At 74.9% G+C, this 14367-nt stretch carries 14 protein-coding genes and 1 pseudogene; 8 read left to right on the top strand and 7 right to left on the bottom strand.

The genetic code is table 11. The annotated features are described in order from the left end of the window. The 3 genes and pseudogenes from KDL28_RS10625 to KDL28_RS10635 form a co-directional block, all read left to right on the top strand. Positions 1-348 (top strand): annotated as a pseudogene (locus KDL28_RS10625) (lipid-transfer protein); the annotation flags it as partial. After that, positions 348-1541, top strand: a complete 1194-nt coding sequence (locus KDL28_RS10630; RefSeq protein ID WP_252437314.1) for a thiolase family protein — start codon at positions 348-350, stop codon at positions 1539-1541. The pseudogene KDL28_RS10625 and the gene KDL28_RS10630, both read left to right, overlap by 1 nt. Beyond that, positions 1538-2404: a TIGR03619 family F420-dependent LLM class oxidoreductase gene (locus KDL28_RS10635; protein ID WP_252437315.1), complete on the top strand. Its 867-nt coding sequence runs from the start codon at positions 1538-1540 to the stop codon at positions 2402-2404. The genes KDL28_RS10630 and KDL28_RS10635 overlap by 4 nt, the downstream gene beginning before the upstream one ends. A gap of 191 nt (positions 2405-2595) precedes the next feature. Here KDL28_RS10635 and KDL28_RS10640 read toward each other — a convergent pair whose 3' ends face one another. Together KDL28_RS10640 and KDL28_RS10645 are read right to left on the bottom strand one after the other, a co-directional pair. After that, positions 2596-3711: an NDMA-dependent alcohol dehydrogenase gene (locus KDL28_RS10640; protein ID WP_252437317.1), complete on the bottom strand. Its 1116-nt coding sequence runs from the start codon at positions 3709-3711 to the stop codon at positions 2596-2598. Between the two features lie 30 nt (positions 3712-3741). Next, on the bottom strand, positions 3742-4971 hold the full coding sequence (locus tag KDL28_RS10645; RefSeq protein WP_252437319.1) for a cytochrome P450: 1230 nt from the start codon (positions 4969-4971) through the stop codon (positions 3742-3744). A gap of 116 nt (positions 4972-5087) precedes the next feature. Here KDL28_RS10645 and KDL28_RS10650 point away from each other — a divergent pair, with 116 nt between their 5' ends. Genes KDL28_RS10650 through KDL28_RS10660 form a run of 3 tightly spaced genes read left to right on the top strand, consistent with a single transcriptional unit; the run spans position 5088 to position 7628 of the window. Then, positions 5088-6218 carry a steroid 3-ketoacyl-CoA thiolase gene (locus KDL28_RS10650; protein ID WP_252437323.1) on the top strand — a complete coding sequence of 377 codons (1131 nt, stop codon included), beginning with the start codon at positions 5088-5090 and terminating at the stop codon, positions 6216-6218. 16 nt (positions 6219-6234) lie between these two features. Continuing rightward, positions 6235-7395: a 3-ketosteroid-9-alpha-monooxygenase, oxygenase component gene (locus KDL28_RS10655; protein ID WP_252437324.1), complete on the top strand. Its 1161-nt coding sequence runs from the start codon at positions 6235-6237 to the stop codon at positions 7393-7395. Next, positions 7392-7628 (top strand): hypothetical protein, encoded by a 237-nt coding sequence (locus tag KDL28_RS10660; protein WP_252437325.1) that lies wholly within the window; start codon positions 7392-7394, stop codon positions 7626-7628. Before KDL28_RS10655 ends, KDL28_RS10660 begins: the two co-directional genes overlap by 4 nt. Before the next feature lie 6 nt (positions 7629-7634). On the opposite strand, the gene KDL28_RS10665 is transcribed toward KDL28_RS10660, so the two are convergent. From KDL28_RS10665 to KDL28_RS10685, 5 genes are read right to left on the bottom strand one after another with little or no spacing between them, the layout of a single operon-like run. Further along, complete coding sequence (locus KDL28_RS10665; protein ID WP_252437734.1) at positions 7635-8804, bottom strand: lipid-transfer protein; 1170 nt, start codon at positions 8802-8804, stop codon at positions 7635-7637. After that, positions 8804-9232, bottom strand: a complete 429-nt coding sequence (locus KDL28_RS10670; RefSeq protein WP_308215986.1) for a hotdog family protein — start codon at positions 9230-9232, stop codon at positions 8804-8806. The genes KDL28_RS10665 and KDL28_RS10670 overlap by 1 nt, the downstream gene beginning before the upstream one ends. Then, positions 9217-10137, bottom strand: a complete 921-nt coding sequence (locus KDL28_RS10675) for a bifunctional MaoC family dehydratase N-terminal/OB-fold nucleic acid binding domain-containing protein (protein WP_372496943.1) — start codon at positions 10135-10137, stop codon at positions 9217-9219. Before KDL28_RS10675 ends, KDL28_RS10670 begins: the two co-directional genes overlap by 16 nt. Beyond that, positions 10134-11300, bottom strand: coding sequence for an acyl-CoA dehydrogenase family protein (locus KDL28_RS10680; RefSeq protein WP_252437327.1), 1167 nt, complete (start codon positions 11298-11300; stop codon positions 10134-10136). The genes KDL28_RS10675 and KDL28_RS10680 overlap by 4 nt, the downstream gene beginning before the upstream one ends. Before the next feature lie 8 nt (positions 11301-11308). Then, positions 11309-12388: an acyl-CoA dehydrogenase family protein gene (locus KDL28_RS10685; RefSeq protein WP_252437329.1), complete on the bottom strand. Its 1080-nt coding sequence runs from the start codon at positions 12386-12388 to the stop codon at positions 11309-11311. Positions 12389-12577: 189 nt separating this feature from the next. Here KDL28_RS10685 and kstR point away from each other — a divergent pair, with 189 nt between their 5' ends. Together kstR and KDL28_RS10695 are read left to right on the top strand one after the other, a co-directional pair. Further along, positions 12578-13216 carry a cholesterol catabolism transcriptional regulator KstR gene (gene kstR / locus KDL28_RS10690; protein ID WP_252437330.1) on the top strand — a complete coding sequence of 213 codons (639 nt, stop codon included), beginning with the start codon at positions 12578-12580 and terminating at the stop codon, positions 13214-13216. 308 nt (positions 13217-13524) lie between these two features. Then, a complete protein-coding gene (locus KDL28_RS10695) occupies positions 13525-14331 on the top strand; it encodes an IclR family transcriptional regulator (RefSeq protein WP_252437332.1) in 807 nt (268 codons plus the stop codon). Positions 14332-14367 lie beyond the last annotated feature (36 nt).

The raw sequence follows: 14367 nt of genomic DNA on the forward strand, positions 1-14367 counted from the left end.
CCCGCCGGGGGGGGCCGGCCGCCCCCCCGCCGCCGGGCGGCCGCGGCCGCCGCGGCGGCCGCGGCCGGCGGTGCCGGCCTCGACGGCGTGCAGGTGGCCGAGCTGCACGCCCCGTTCAGCTCGCAGGAGCTGCTGCTGCGCCGCGAGCTCGGGCTGCCCGGCTCGGTGCGGGTCAACCCGTCGGGCGGGGCGCTGTGCGGCAACCCGATGTTCGCCGCCGGGCTGATCCGGATCGGCGAGGCGGCCACCCGGGTCATGGACGGCAGCGCCGACCGGGTACTGGCGCACGCCACCAACGGGCCGGCGCTGCAGCAGAACCTGGTGTGCGTGATGGAAGGACGGGCCTGATGGCCGGGTCGACGGGGCAGCTCGCCGCGGTGCTGGGCACCGGGCAGACCCGGCACGTCACCCGGCGCACCGACGTGTCGATGGCCGGGCTGTGCCGGGAGGCGATCGACCGGGCGCTGGCCGACGCCGACGTGGCCATGACCGACATCGACGCGGTGGTCCTGGGCAAGGCCCCGGACCTGTTCGAGGGCGTCATGATGCCGGAGCTGATGCTGGCCGACGCCATCGGCGCCATCGGCAAGCCGCTGCTGCGGGTGCACACGGCGGGCTCGGTCGGCGGCTCGACCGCCGTCGTGGCCACGAGCCTGGTGCAGGCGGGCGTGCACCGGCGGGTGCTCGCGGTGGCGTTCGAGAAGCAGTCCGAGTCCAACGCGATGTGGGCGCTGTCGATCGTGCCGCCGTTCTCGATGCCGGTCGGGGCGGGGGCGGGCGGCTACTTCGCCCCGCACGTGCGCTCCTACATCCGCCGCTCCGGCGCGCCGGAGCACATCGGGGCCATGGTCGCGGTGAAGGACCGCCGCAACGGCGCCCGCAACCCCTACGCGCACCTGCACCAGCCCGACATCACGCTGGAGTCGGTGCGGGCCTCGGCCGTGCTGTGGGACCCGATCCGCTACGACGAGACCTGCCCCTCCTCCGACGGCGCCTGCGCCGTCGTGATCGGCGACGAGGCCGCTGGGGACGCCGCCGACCGCCCGGCCTGGGTGCACGCCACCGCGATGCGCACCGAGCCGACCACCTTCGCCGGCCGCGACCAGGTCAACCCGGCCGCGGGCCGGGAGGCGGCGGCCGCGCTGTGGGCGCAGGCCGGGATCGTCGACCCGCTGGCCGAGATCGACGTCGCCGAGATCTACGTGCCGTTCTCCTGGTTCGAGCCGATGTGGCTGGAGAACCTGGGCTTCGTCGCGGAGGGCCAGGGCTGGCGCCTGGTCGAGGCGGGCGAGACGGCGATCGGCGGGCGGCTGCCGGTGAACCCGTCGGGTGGGGTGCTGTCGTCCAACCCGATCGGCGCGTCGGGCCTGCTGCGCTTCGCGGAGTCGGCGATGCAGGTGATGGGCCGGGCGGGCGAGCACCAGGTGGAGGGGGCCCGCACCGCGCTCGGGCACGCCTACGGCGGCGGGTCGCAGTTCTTCTCGATGTGGGTGGTCGCCGGCCACAAGCCGGGCGCGGACGGGCCGGGGACCCGCGGGTGAGGTTCAGCCTGACCATCGCCCTGAGCCCGCTGGACGAGCTGCTGGAGCTGGCCCGCACGGCCGAGGAGTGCGGGTTCGCCTCGGTGGCCCTGCCCGACTCGGTGTTCTTCGCCGAGCAGGTGTCCGCCCGCTACCCCTACACGCCCGACGGCGGCCGGTTCTGGGACGCCGACACCCCCTGGATCGACCCGTTCGTCGCGGCCGCCGCGATGGGCGCGGTCACCAGCCGGATCCGCTTCTACACCTCGGTGCTCAAGCTGGGCTCGCGGCACCCGGTGCCGCTGGCCCGCCAGGTGGGGTCCACGGCGGTGATCACCGGCGACCGGTTCGGGCTGGGCGTGGGCCTGGGCTGGGCGCCGGAGGAGTTCGAGTGGTGCGGGGTCCCCTACGCCCACCGCGGCCGCCGCGGCGACGAGGCGATCGAGGTGCTACGGCTGATCCTGGGCGGCGGGATGGTGGAGCACCACGGCGAGTTCTACGACTTCGACGCGCTGCGGATGAGCCCGGCGCCGACCGAGCGGGTGCCGATCTACGTCGGCGGGCACAGCCCCGCCGGCCTGCGCCGGGCCGCCCGGCACGACGGCTGGAGCTCGGCGATGATCACCTTCGACGACCTGCGCGCGACGATCGAGCAGTTGCGCGCGCTGCGCGCCGAGGCGGGTCGCGCCGACGAGCCGTTCGAGGTCCAGGCCGTGTGCGTCGACCGCTTCGGCCTCGACGGCTACCGCAGCCAGGCGGAGATCGGGGTGACCGACGCCATCGTCATGCCGTGGGCGCTGGACGGCACCGGCTTCCACGCACCCCTCCCGGCCAAGCAGGCCAGCATCCGCCGCTTCGCCGACGAGGTCATCTCCCCCTGGTGACCCCCCGTCGAGAACGAAGCTGTCGTCGTTTTGGACCGGTCCAAACGACAACAAGTTCGTTCTCGACGGGGGGGGGGGGGGGGGTCCGGTGGAGTGGCGGACCCCCCCCCCGCCCCCCCCCGCCCCCGCCCGCCCCCCCCCCCCCCCCCCCCCCCCCCCCCCCCCCCCCCCCCCGGCAGGGGGGTGGGGGGTCAGGTGTCGTGCAGGACCACGCCGCGGATGGTGCGGCCGGCGTGCATGTCCTGGTAGCCCTGGTTGACCTCGTCGAGCCGGTAGGTCGTGGTGATCAGCTCGTCGAGCTTGAGCCGGCCCGCCCGGTACAGCTGGGCCAGCTTGGTGATCTCGTGCGGCGGGGTGCCCATCCCGAAGAGCACGCCCTGGATGCGCTTCTGCATCATCGACAGCAGCCAGAAGTTGATCGGCGCGCCCTCGTCGGCGATGTCGCCGATGCCGGTGACGACCACCGTGCCCATCTTCGCGATCGCGTTGACGGCCTGCGCGACGTGCTCGCCGGTGGTGACGCCGACGGCGACGATCGCGGCGTGCGCGCCCTGGCCGCCGGTGACCGAGCGGGCGAACTCGGCCGCCTCGTCGATGCCGGCGAAGGCGTGGGTGGCGCCCAGCTCGAGCGCCTTCTCCCGCTTGAACGGCGCCGGGTCGGCCGCGATGACGTGCGCCGCGCCGCGGGCGGCCGCGCCCTGCACGGCGTTGATCCCGACCCCGCCGGTGCCCATCACGATCACCGTGTCGCCCGCGCGGACCCCAGCGCCGTACTCGGCCGACCCCCAGCCGGTCGGCACCCCGCAGCTGAGCAGGGCGGCCACCGGGAACGGGATGTCGTCTCCGATCTTGGTGAGCGAGTACTCGGGCACGACGGCGTGCTCGGCGAACGTGCCGACCATCGTCATCTGCCCGACGTCGGCGCCGCCGCGGTGGGCCCGGTAGGTGCCGTCGGGCATGCCGCCGGCCAGGGCGGACATCCCCAGGTCGCAGAGGTTGCCCCCGCCGCAGACGCACGCGGGGCAGCGCCCGCAGGTCGGCACGAACTGGGCGACGACGTGGTCGCCGACGGCCAGCGCCCGCACGCCGGGCCCCACCGCCTCCACCACCCCGGCGCCCTCGTGGCCGCCGATCAGCGGGAGCTTCCCGACCGGCATGTCGCCGGTGGCGGCGTGGTCGTCGGAGTGGCAGAGCCCGGCCGCGACGAACCGGACGAGCACCTCGTGCTCGGCCGGCTCGTCCAGGTCGACCTCGATCACCTGCCACGTGCCGGGCTGCTCCAGCAACGCTGCTGCGCGGGTCCTCATGGCACGGCTCCTCAGGGGCTCGAGGCAGATCTAGGGGGCGTAGCGGACCGGGAACTTCTTGATGCCGTTGAGCCAGCCCGAGCGCAGCCGCACCGGGTCGCCCGCGCGGGCGATGTCGGGCATGTGGTCGGCGATGGCGGTGAAGATGAGGTCGATCTCCAGCCGGGCCAGGTTGGCCCCGATGCAGTAGTGCGCGCCGCGCCCGCCGAAGCCCAGGTGCGGGTTCGGGTCGCGGGTGATGTCGAAGCGCTCCGGGGCGGTGAAGACCTCTTCGTCGAAGTTCGCGGAGCTGTAGAACAACCCGACGCGGTCGCCCTTGCGGATGCGCTGCCCGCCGAGCTCGGTGTCGGCCGTCGCGGTGCGCTGGAACACCACCACCGGGGTCGAGTAGCGCACGATCTCGTCGGCCGCCGTCTTCGGGCGCTCGGCCTTGTAGAGATCCCACTGCTCGGGGTTGTCCAGGAACGCCAGCATCCCGTGGGTGATCGCGTTGCGGGTGGTCTCGTTGCCGGCCACGGCCAGCAGCAGCACGAAGAAGCCGAACTCGTCGGACGAGAGCGCCGAGCCGCCCACGTCGGCCTGCACGAGCAAGGTGGCGATGTCGTCCATCGGGCAGCCCTTGCGCTGCTCGGCCATGCCCATGGCGTAGCCCAGCAGCTCCGCCGCCGCGAGCTGCGGGTCGTCGGTGCTCTCCGGGTCGTCGCCGGAGATCATCTGGTTGGACCAGGCGAAGATCTTGCGCCGGTCGTCCTGCGGGATCCCGAGCAGCTCGGCGATGGCCTGCAGGGGCAGCTCGCTGGCCACGTCGTAGACGAAGTCGCCGGTGCCCTCGGCGAGGGCCGCGGCGACGATGCGCTCGGCCCGCTCGGCGAGCGCGTCGCGCAGCCCGTTGATCGCGCGCGGGGTGAACCCGCGGGAGACGATCCCGCGCAGGGCCGTGTGCTGGGGCGGGTCGATGTTGAGCAGGATCAGCCGCTGGGTCTCCAGGTGCTCCTCGGCCGCCCCGGCGCCCACCCGGATCAGCGCGCACTTCTCCCAGCTGGAGAACAGCCTGCTGTCCAGCGAGACGGTGCGGACGTCGGCGTGGCGGGTGACCGCCCAGAAGCCGTCGTCGTCGAACCCGGCGCTGCCGCGCGGCTGGGCGTTCCACCAGACCGGCGCGGTGCGGCGCAGCTCGGCCAGCTCCGCGAGCGGCACGCCGCGGGTGTAGATGTCCGGGTCGGTGAGGTCGAACCCGTCCGGGATGCGGGCAGCGGTCACAGGCACCTCCAAGTGGAACGTGTTCTACGGGAGTCAAGCACAGCGGTGGACCCAGCGGAACCGCCGCCGAGAAGCGGGCGGTTGTCCCACTAGAGAACGTGTTCTAGTTTGGTCCCATGGGCGAACCGGTGATCATCAGCGCCGTCCGCACGCCGATCGGACGGCGCCGCGGCGCGCTGTCGGGGCTGCACGCCACGCGGATCCTCGGCGCCGCACTGAGCGGCCTGCTCGCGCGCGCGGACGTCGACCCCGCGCTGGTCGAGCAGGTGATCGGCGGGTGCGTCACCCAGGCCGGCGAGCAGTCGAGCAACGTCACCCGCACGTCCTGGCTGCACGCCGGCCTGCCCGAGACCACCGGCGCCACCACCATCGACGCCCAGTGCGGCTCGGCCCAGCAGGCCACGCACCTGGTCGCCGGGCTGATCAGCGCCGGGGCGATCGAGGTCGGGATCGCCTGCGGCGTGGAGGCGATGAGCCGGGTGCCGCTGGGCGCGAACGTCGGCCAGGACGTGGGCCGCCCCAAGCCCGAGTCCTGGGACATCGACCTGCCCAACCAGTTCCAGGCCGCCGACCGCATCGCCGCCCGGCGCGGCCTGTCCCGCGCCGACCTGGAGGCCTTCGGGCTGGCCTCGCAGGAGAAGGCGGCCAAGGCCTGGGCCGAGGACCGCTTCGCCCGCGAGATCGTGCCGATCGAGACCGACGCCGGCACGGTCACCCGCGACGAGGGCCTGCGCACCACCAGCACCGAGGCCCTCGCCGGGCTGCGCCCGGTCCTGCCCGACGGCCTGCACTCGGCGGGCACCTCGTCGCAGATCTCCGACGGCGCCGCCGCCGTGCTGGTCGTCGACGCCGACCGCGCCGCCGAGCTGGGCCTGCGCCCGCTGGCCCGGATCCGGGCCCAGTGCCTGGTCGGCGCCGAGCCCTACTACCACCTCGACGGGCCAGTGCAGGCCACCGAGCGGGTGCTGCGGCGGGCAGGCATGGCGATCGAGGACATCGACCTCTGCGAGGTCAACGAGGCCTTCGCGGCCGTCGTGATGTCCTGGGCCGGCGTGCACCACCCCGACCCGGAGCGCGTCAACGTCAACGGCGGGGCCATCGCCCTGGGCCACCCGGTCGGCGCCACCGGCACCCGGCTGATCACCACCGCCCTGCACGAGCTGGAGCGGCGCGACGCCACCACCGCGCTCGTCTCGATGTGCGCGGGCGGGGCCATGGCCACCGGCACCGTCCTCGAACGCCTGTAGCCCACGGAGGAACGCAGTGACCGACACGGCAGGGCCCGACACGGCGGCCGGCGACAGCGTCCGCACCATCGACGTCGGACGAGCGCCCACCCGGTTCGCCCGGGGCTGGCACTGCCTCGGCCTGGCCGAGCCGTTCCGGGACGGGAAGCCGCACGCGGTCGAGGCCTTCGGCACCAAGCTGGTGGTCTTCGCCGACTCCCACGGCGCCCTGCACGTCCTGGACGCCTACTGCCGGCACATGGGCGGCGACCTCAGCCAGGGCAGCGTCAAGGGCGACGCGCTGGCCTGCCCCTTCCACGACTGGCGCTGGGCCGGCACCGGCCGCTGCGTCGCAATCCCCTACGCGAAGCGCGTGCCGCCGCGGGCCAGGACGCGCGCGTGGACGGTGCTGGAGGAGAACCGCCAGCTGTTCGTGTGGCACGACCCGCAGGGCGCCCCCCCGCCGGCCGAGGTGACGATCCCGCGCATCCCCGGCGCGTTCTCGGACGAGTGGAGCAACTGGACCTGGGACTCCATCCGCATCGACGGGGCCCACTGCCGCGAGATCGTCGACAACGTCGTGGACATGGCGCACTTCTTCTACGTGCACTTCGCGTTCCCGATGGCGTTCCGCAACGTCTTCGAGGGCCACGTCGCCACCCAGTACCTCGACTCCCGCGGCCGCCCCGACGTCGGCTCGGGCACCGGCTACGCCGGCCGGGACACGATGCTGCGGTCCGAGGCGTCCTACTACGGCCCCTCGTACATGATCGACTACCTGTGGAACACGATCCACGGCTACACCGTCGAGACGGTGCTGATCAACTGCCACTACCCGGTGAGCCCGGACGCCTTCGTCCTGCAGTGGGGCGCGATCGTGAAGAAGCCACCGGGCGTCTCCGTCTCCGACGCCGACGCGATGGCCGCGAAGTTCGCCAAGGGCACCGGCGTCGGCTTCGAGCAGGACGTGGCCATCTGGAAGAACAAGACCCGCATCGACAACCCGCTGCTCTGCGACGGCGACGGCCCCGTCTACCAGCTGCGCCGCTGGTACGAGCAGTTCTACGTCGACGTCGAGGACGTCACCCCGCAGATGACCGACCGGTTCGAGTTCGAGGTCGACACCACCCGCGCGGTGGCCGCGTGGGAGCAGGAGGTCGCCGAGAACCTGCGCCGCCGCGAGGCCGCGGCCACGTGAGCGACACCGCAGCCGACCGCCGCGAGTTCCTGGGGTCCGGCCTCGTCGACGTCGCGTGCGCCCGCTGCGGCGCCGGCGTGCGCGTCCGCAAGACCAGCGCCGAGCACACCAGCATCCAGTGGAGCACCGCGGCCCAGCGCCGCTGCGAGGCCTTCGCCCTCCGCACCGGCTGCCCCGCCCTGCGCCGGAGCATCGAGGACGCGGTCGAGTCCGGTCGCCTCCTGGTGGGGTGAGCTGGCTCAGCCCGCCGTCAGCACCAGCCCGCTGGTGGGCACCCCGGTTCCCGCGGTCACCACCACGTTGCGCACATCGGCCACCTGGTTCACCGAGCTGCCCCGGATCTGGCGCACCCCTTCGGCCAGCCCGTTCATCCCGTGGATGTAGGCCTCCCCCAGCTGCCCGCCGTGCGGGTTGACCGGCAGCACCCCGCCGAGCTCGATCCCGCCGTCGGCGATGAGGTGCCGCGCCTCCCCGCGCCCGCAGAACCCCAGCTCCTCCAGCTGCACCAGCACGAACGGGGTGAAGTGGTCGTAGAGCATGCCGACCTGCACGTCGCCCGGCCCGATCCCGGCCTGCGCCCACAGCTGGGCGGCCACCACCCCGAGCTCGGGCAGCCCGGTGAGGTCGTCGCGGTAGTAGCTGGTCATGGTGAACTGGTCGGCCCCGCTGCCCTGGGCGGCCGCGGCGATCACCGCGGGCGGGTGCGGCAGGTCGCGGGCCCGCTCGGTGCCGGTGACGACCACGGCCACCGCCCCGTCGCTCTCCTGGCAGCAGTCCAGCAGGTGCAGCGGCTCGACGATCCACCGCGACGCCTGGTGCTCGGCGAGGGTGATCGGGCGGCCGTGGAACCAGGCGCGCGGGTTGGTCGCGGCGTGGCGGCGCATCGCGACCGCGACCCGGCCGAAGTCCTCGCTGGTGGCCCCGAACTCGTGCAGGTAGCGCTGGGCGAACATGGCCACCGTCGCCGCCGGCGTGGCCAGGCCGACCGGGTACTGCCAGCCGTTGTCGATGCCGCCGGAGGTGGGCGCGGCCGTGGCGCCGGCCGCCATCCGCCCGAACCGGTGCCCCGAGCGCTCGTTGAACGCCCGGTAGCAGACCACGACGTCGGCGAGGCCGGTGGCCACGGCCATCGCCGCGTGCCCGACGGTCGCGCAGGCGGCCCCGCCGCCGTAGCCGATCTGGCCGAAGAACCGCAGCCGCGGCACGCCGAGCTCGCGGGCCACGGCGATCTCGGCGTTGGCGTCCATCGAGAAGGTCACCAGCCCGTCGACGTCGGACGGGCCCAGCCCGGCGTCGGCGAGCGCGGCCCGCACGGCCTCGGCGGCCAGCCGCAGCTCGCTGCGCCCGGAGTCCTTGGAGAACTCGGTGGCCCCGATCCCGACCACCGACGCCGCCCCGGACAGCCCGATCACGGCAGCACCACCCGGACGGTTCCGGTGACGTGGTCACCCAGGGAGCACCGGCCGACCACCCCGACCACCACCTCGTCACCGTCCGGGCCCGCGGCGACCTCGGCCACCCGGCCGCCCAGCACCAGCTCATCACCGGCGTAGCAGGGCACCCCGAGCCGGATCGACACCGCCCGGACCACCGCCCCCGGGCCCGCCCAGTCGGTGACGCAGCGCTGGACCAGCCCGGTGGTGGTGAGGATGTTGAGGAAGATGTCCTGCGAGCCGCGCGCGACCGCGGCGGCCCGGTCGTGGTGCACGTCCTGGAAGTCGCGGGTGGCCAGCGCGGTCGACACGACGAACGTGGTGGTGACGTCCAGGCGCAGCGCGGGCAGCTCGGTGCCGACCGCGGGCGGGGCCGCGGGCGCCCGGCTCACCGCGGCCGCCACGCCGGCAGCACCAGCTCGTCGTCGATCCGGTCGAGGCCGACCTCGACGGGCAGCCCGACCCGGACCGCGCCCGGCTCGACCCCGCGCAGCTCCCCCAGCACCCGCACGCCCTCCTCCAGCTCGACCAGCGCGACCACGAACGGCGCCCGCCTGCCCGGCAGCGGCGGGTGGTGGTGCACGACGAAGCTGTAGACCTCGCCGCGGCCCGAGGCGACCACGTAGCCGGGTCGGGTGGCCCCGCAGCGCGGGCACATCGGCCCGGGCGGGTGCCGCAGCGCCCCGCACCCGCCGCAGCGCTGGATGCGCAGCTCGCCGACCGCCGTACCCTCCCAGAAGTAGGCGGTGTCCCGGTTGACCTGCGGCCGGGGCACCTCCCGCGGCGGCTCCGGCGGAGGGGGCGGGCGGAACTTGAGGATGCGGAACATCATCTCGGCGACCGGCTCGTCGTCGACGGTCCAGGTGCTCACCGTCGTCACGAACCAGCCCTCGCCCAGCGCGGTGCGCTTGGGCCCGGCGACGCCGGTGAGCCGCGAGCGGATCGCGAGCCGCTCGCCGGGCCGCAGCACCCGCGCGTAGGTCTGGGCGCAGTCGGTGGCCACCACCGAGGTGAAACCGGCCTCGTCGAGCACGGCGCTCATCGCGCCGAGCGGGTCGTCGGCCGCGCGCCGGCCGTGCAGCCCTCCCATCGTCCAGACCTGGACCATCGCCGGCGGCGCCTGCCCCGGGTAGGCCGGGTTGGCGTCGCCGAGCGCCTCGGTCCAGTTGTTGATCATCGGCTCGTTCACCGGGTCGCGGGCGGGTCGGGGCGCGCAGTCGCCCGCCTCGACCAGCCGTCGGGCCGTCTCCTCGATCCGCCGCGCCGCGTCCGGCGCGTCGACCGGAGCCGGCGCCACCCCCGCGCTCACCGCGGCACCCGGGGCAGCCCGAGCCCCGCGGTCGCGACCATCTCGCGCATGACCTCGTTGACCCCGCCGCCGAAGGTGATCACCAGGTTCCGCCGGGCGTGCACCTCCAGCCAGCGCGCCAGCTCGGCGGTGTCCGGATCGGCCGGGTCGCCGTGCCGCCCCACGACCTCGCCCAGCTCCCGCCCGACCCGCTGGGTCGCCTCCGAGCCGAACACCTTGGTGGCCGACGCGTCGGCCACCGTGACCGGACCGTCGGCCGCGGACGCCGCGACCTGCCAGTTGAGCAGCTCGTTGACCCGCCGGACGGCGAAGCTGCGCCCCAGCGCCCGGCGCACGTCCGGCGCGTCCAGCAGCGGCGAGCCGTCGGGCGCGCGGCGCGCGGCCGCCCAGTCGCGCACCCGGTCGTGCGGGGCGGCGATGCGCCCGGCCGGGCCCAGCATGACCCGCTCGTGGTTGAGCTGGGTGGTGATCAGCCGCCACCCCCCGTCCTGCTCGCCCACCCGCATCCCGACCGGCACCCGCACGTCGGAGTAGTAGGTGGCGTTGGTGTGGTGCGCGCCGTCGCAGGTGCGGATGGGCGTCCAGGAGAAGCCGGGGTCGGCGGTGTCGACGATCAGGATGGTGATGCCGCGGTGGCGTGGCGGGCCGGTGCGGCAGGCCAGCCAGATGAAGTCGGCGTCGTGCCCGCCGGTGGTGTAGACCTTCTGCCCGTTGACCACGTAGGTGTCGCCGTCGAGCACTGCCGTGGTGCGCAGGGCTGCAAGGTCGGTGCCCGCGTCGGGCTCGGTGTAGCCGATGGCGAAGTGCACCTCGCCGGCCAGGATGGCGGGCAGGAACCGGGCCTTCTGCTCGGCGGTGCCGTGGGCCTGCAGCGTGGGGCCGACGGTCTGCAGCGTGACCGAGGGCAGCGGGACGTCGGCCCGCAGCGCCTCGTCGACGAAGACCTGCTGCTCGATCGGGCCGAAGCCGCGCCCGCCGTGCTCGACCGGCCAGCCCACGCCCAGCCACCCGTCGGCGCCCATCCGGCGCACGACCTCGCGGTACACCGGGCCGAACCGCTCGGTGAGCAGCACCCGGCGCTCCTGGGGGCTGAGCAGCCCGGCGAAGTAGCCGCGCAGCTCGTCGCGCAGGGACAGCTGCGCCTCGGTCAGAGCGATCTCCACGGTGCTCCTCAGTCCGTCGCGGCCCGGGCCGCGAGCCGGTCCAGGGTGTGCTCGACGCCGCCGACGGCGCGGGCCAGGTCGCGGCCAAGCCCGAAGTGGTGGTGCAGCGGGTAGCCGGCGTCCACGCCCAGCCCGCCGTGCAGGTGCTGGCAGGTGTGCAGGGCGGGCGGGGCCTGCTCGGCGAGCCAGTGCGCGGCCACGTCCAGGTCGGCGTCCGGGGCGGGGTCGAAGGCCGGGCCGACCGACAGCCGCCAGGCCGCCGCCCGCGCGGCCAGGTGCAGGGTCCGCGCCGCGATGTAGACGTCGGCGACCTGCTGGGCCACGGCCTGGAAGGTGGCCAGCGGCCGGCCGAACTGCACCCGGGACCCGACGTGGGCCGCGGTGAGCTCCAGGGCACCGGCCAGCACCCCGTCGCCCACGGCGGTGGCGCCGGCGAGGGCGCAGCGGTGCAGCTCGGCCAGGGCGCGGCCGGTGTCGTCGTCGCCGAGCAGCTGGGCCGACCGCGCCCCGCGCAGCACGACCGTGCACTCGGGCCGCCCGCTGGAGGTCGGGGTGGGCCGGACCTCGACCCCGGGCGCGGTCGGGTCGACGACCAGCACCCCGGTCCCGGTCCCGGCCAGGTCGACCGGCACCAGGAGCCGGTGGGCGTCCGCCGCGTCCGGCACGCCGGTCTTGGTGCCGGTGACGACCCAGTCCGGGCCGTCGCGCTCGGCCCGGGTACGCGGCGAGCGGGTCAGCGGGGTGGAGGGCTCGTGCAGCGCGGCGGACAGCACCGCGTCCTGCTCGACCACCGCCCCGAGCAGCGCCGCGCGCTGCGCCGGTGTCCCGGCCCGGACCACCGGCAGCACGCCCAGCGCGACGGTGGACAGCGCGGCGACCGGCGCCGCCCGCCTGCCCACCTCGGTCAGCACCAGCGCGCTCTCCAGCACCCCGAGCCCGGCGCCGCCCAGCTCCTCGGGCACCGACAGGGTGAGCAGCCCCGCGCGCCCCAGCGCCTTCCACAGCGCCGCCGGATCGGTGCCGGGTGCGAGCACCTCGCGGGCGAGCCCGGCGACCTCCCGCCCGCCGTCGTCCAGACCGAAGTCCACGAGCACCCCTCACGCCGGAATTGCAACGTGTTCTAGTATTGGCTCGGGACTGATCGCCCGCAAGCGTCGCTTCGCCGGGTCGCGCAGGGGGGAGGTACCGTTCCGATGGACAGCAGAACAGGTTCCGGTCAGGGCGTCACGACGTGGTCTCGTCTCCGATCGGGGGACAGCACGGACAGAGGACCCCACATGGCAGAGCGCGCCCACCGATCCCCCGCCACCCCGCGCCCCGTCGTCCCGCTCTCCGAGGTCGAGGAGGGCTCACCGGCCCAGCGCGAGCGCCGCAGGCGCATCCTGGAGGCCACCCTGGCCCTGGCCACCAAGGGCGGGTTCGACGCGGTCCAGATGCGCGCGGTCGCCGAGCGGGCGGGCGTCGCGCTCGGCACGCTGTACCGCTACTTCCCCTCCAAGGTGCACCTGCTGGTCGCCGGGCTGGCCCACGAGCTGAGCCGGGTGCTGGAGCGGATCGAGCGGGCGCCGGTGCCCGGGGCCACCGCCGCCGAGCGCGTGCTGCTCGTGCTGCACCGCAACACCGTCGCCCTGCAGCGCGACCCGCACCTCACCGAGGCGATGACCCGCGCCTTCATGTTCGCCGACACCTCGGTCGCCGAGGAGGTCCGCCAGGTGAGCAGGCTGACCGAGCGGATGCTCACCCACGCGATGGGCGTCGAGGAGGCGTCCGACGAGGACAAGGACATCGCCCGGGTGATCGGCGACGTGTGGCTGTCCAACCTGGTGGCCTGGGTGACCCGCCGCGCCTCGGCCGAGGACGTCGAGAACCGCCTGGCGCTCACGGTGCGCCTGCTGCTGTCCGCGCGGGACCGGTGACCAACCGCCCGCGCCCGGCGGGGCCCGCCGACCCACTGGTCGTGCGCGGGTCGGCCGGGCTGCGGGCCGCCGTCGGCGCCGCGCTGGCCCCACCGGGTGGCTGCGGGTCGACCAGCGGGGTGGAGGTCACCATCCTGATCGCCGCCGAGGTGGAGGGCGGTGACAAGCCCGCCTGCGTCGTCGAGGCCGTGAACCGGTGGCTCGACCGACCCCGTCCCGACCCCCGTGGAGCTCTTGACCAAGCGCTTGACCAAGTGCGGACCCGACCGTAACCTCGGACCACCCCGCCCCGACGAAAGGGCCGGCTCATGACGACGGCGTCACCCGCACCGGCATCGATGATCGACCGGATCGTCACGATCCTGGACTCGTTCGACGGGCCGCACGGCTTCACGCTGGCCCAGGTCGTCGCGCGGACGGGGCTGCCCCGGTCCTCGGCCCACCGGATCCTCGAACACCTGGTCAAGGTCGGCTGGCTGCGCCGCGACCAGCTGCACTACCACCTCGGCCTGCGGATCCTGGAGCTGGGCACGCTGGCCTGCTACCAGCACCAGCTGCGCGGCGCGGCGTCGCCGCACCTCTACGAGCTCGCGCACAGCACCGGGATGACCGTGCACCTCGCCGTGCTCGACGGCCCCGAGATCGTCTACCTGGACAAGCTCGGCGGCCGGTCGTCGCTGCGCGTCCCGTCCCGCATCGGCGGGCGCGCGCCGGCCACCTGCACCGGGGTCGGCAAGGTGCTGCTGGCCTACGCCGAGGAGGCGGGGCTCGAGGCGGTGCTGGGCCGCCCGCTGCCGCGCCCGACACCGGCCAGCATCGGCACCGAGCGCAGGCTGCGCGCCGAGCTGGCGCACGTCCGCGACCGCGGGATCGCCTTCGACCGCGAGGAGTCCGCGTGGGGGCTCGGCTGCGTCGCGGCCCCGATCGGCCCGCCCGGCTCCCCCGAGGCCGCCCTGTCGGTGTGCGGCCCGATCGCCCGGGTCAACCTGGAGCACCTGGTCGGCCCGGTGCGGGCCAGCGCCCAGGCCGTCTGGGCGTCCGTCGGCGCGGGCCGCACCGCCCCGCCGAGCAGCCTGCACGGGGCGCCCGCGCCCCGCCAGCCGATCGGCGCCTGAATGCGGCGCCGACGACCCCGCCGACGGGGTGCCGCG

The sequence above is a fragment of the Pseudonocardia humida genome, from assembly GCF_023898865.1.
In the GTDB taxonomy this organism is placed as follows: domain Bacteria; phylum Actinomycetota; class Actinomycetes; order Mycobacteriales; family Pseudonocardiaceae; genus Pseudonocardia; species Pseudonocardia humida.

Coding starts and splice junctions, on each gene's coding strand:
- KDL28_RS10630 (WP_252437314.1), top strand. CDS start 348: ATGGCCGGGTCGACGGGGCAGCTCGCCGCGGTGCTGGGCACCGGGCAG.
- KDL28_RS10640 (WP_252437317.1), bottom strand. CDS start 3,711: ATGAGGACCCGCGCAGCAGCGTTGCTGGAGCAGCCCGGCACGTGGCAG.
- KDL28_RS10650 (WP_252437323.1), top strand. CDS start 5,088: ATGGGCGAACCGGTGATCATCAGCGCCGTCCGCACGCCGATCGGACGG.
- kstR (WP_252437330.1), top strand. CDS start 12,578: ATGGCAGAGCGCGCCCACCGATCCCCCGCCACCCCGCGCCCCGTCGTC.
- KDL28_RS10695 (WP_252437332.1), top strand. CDS start 13,525: ATGACGACGGCGTCACCCGCACCGGCATCGATGATCGACCGGATCGTC.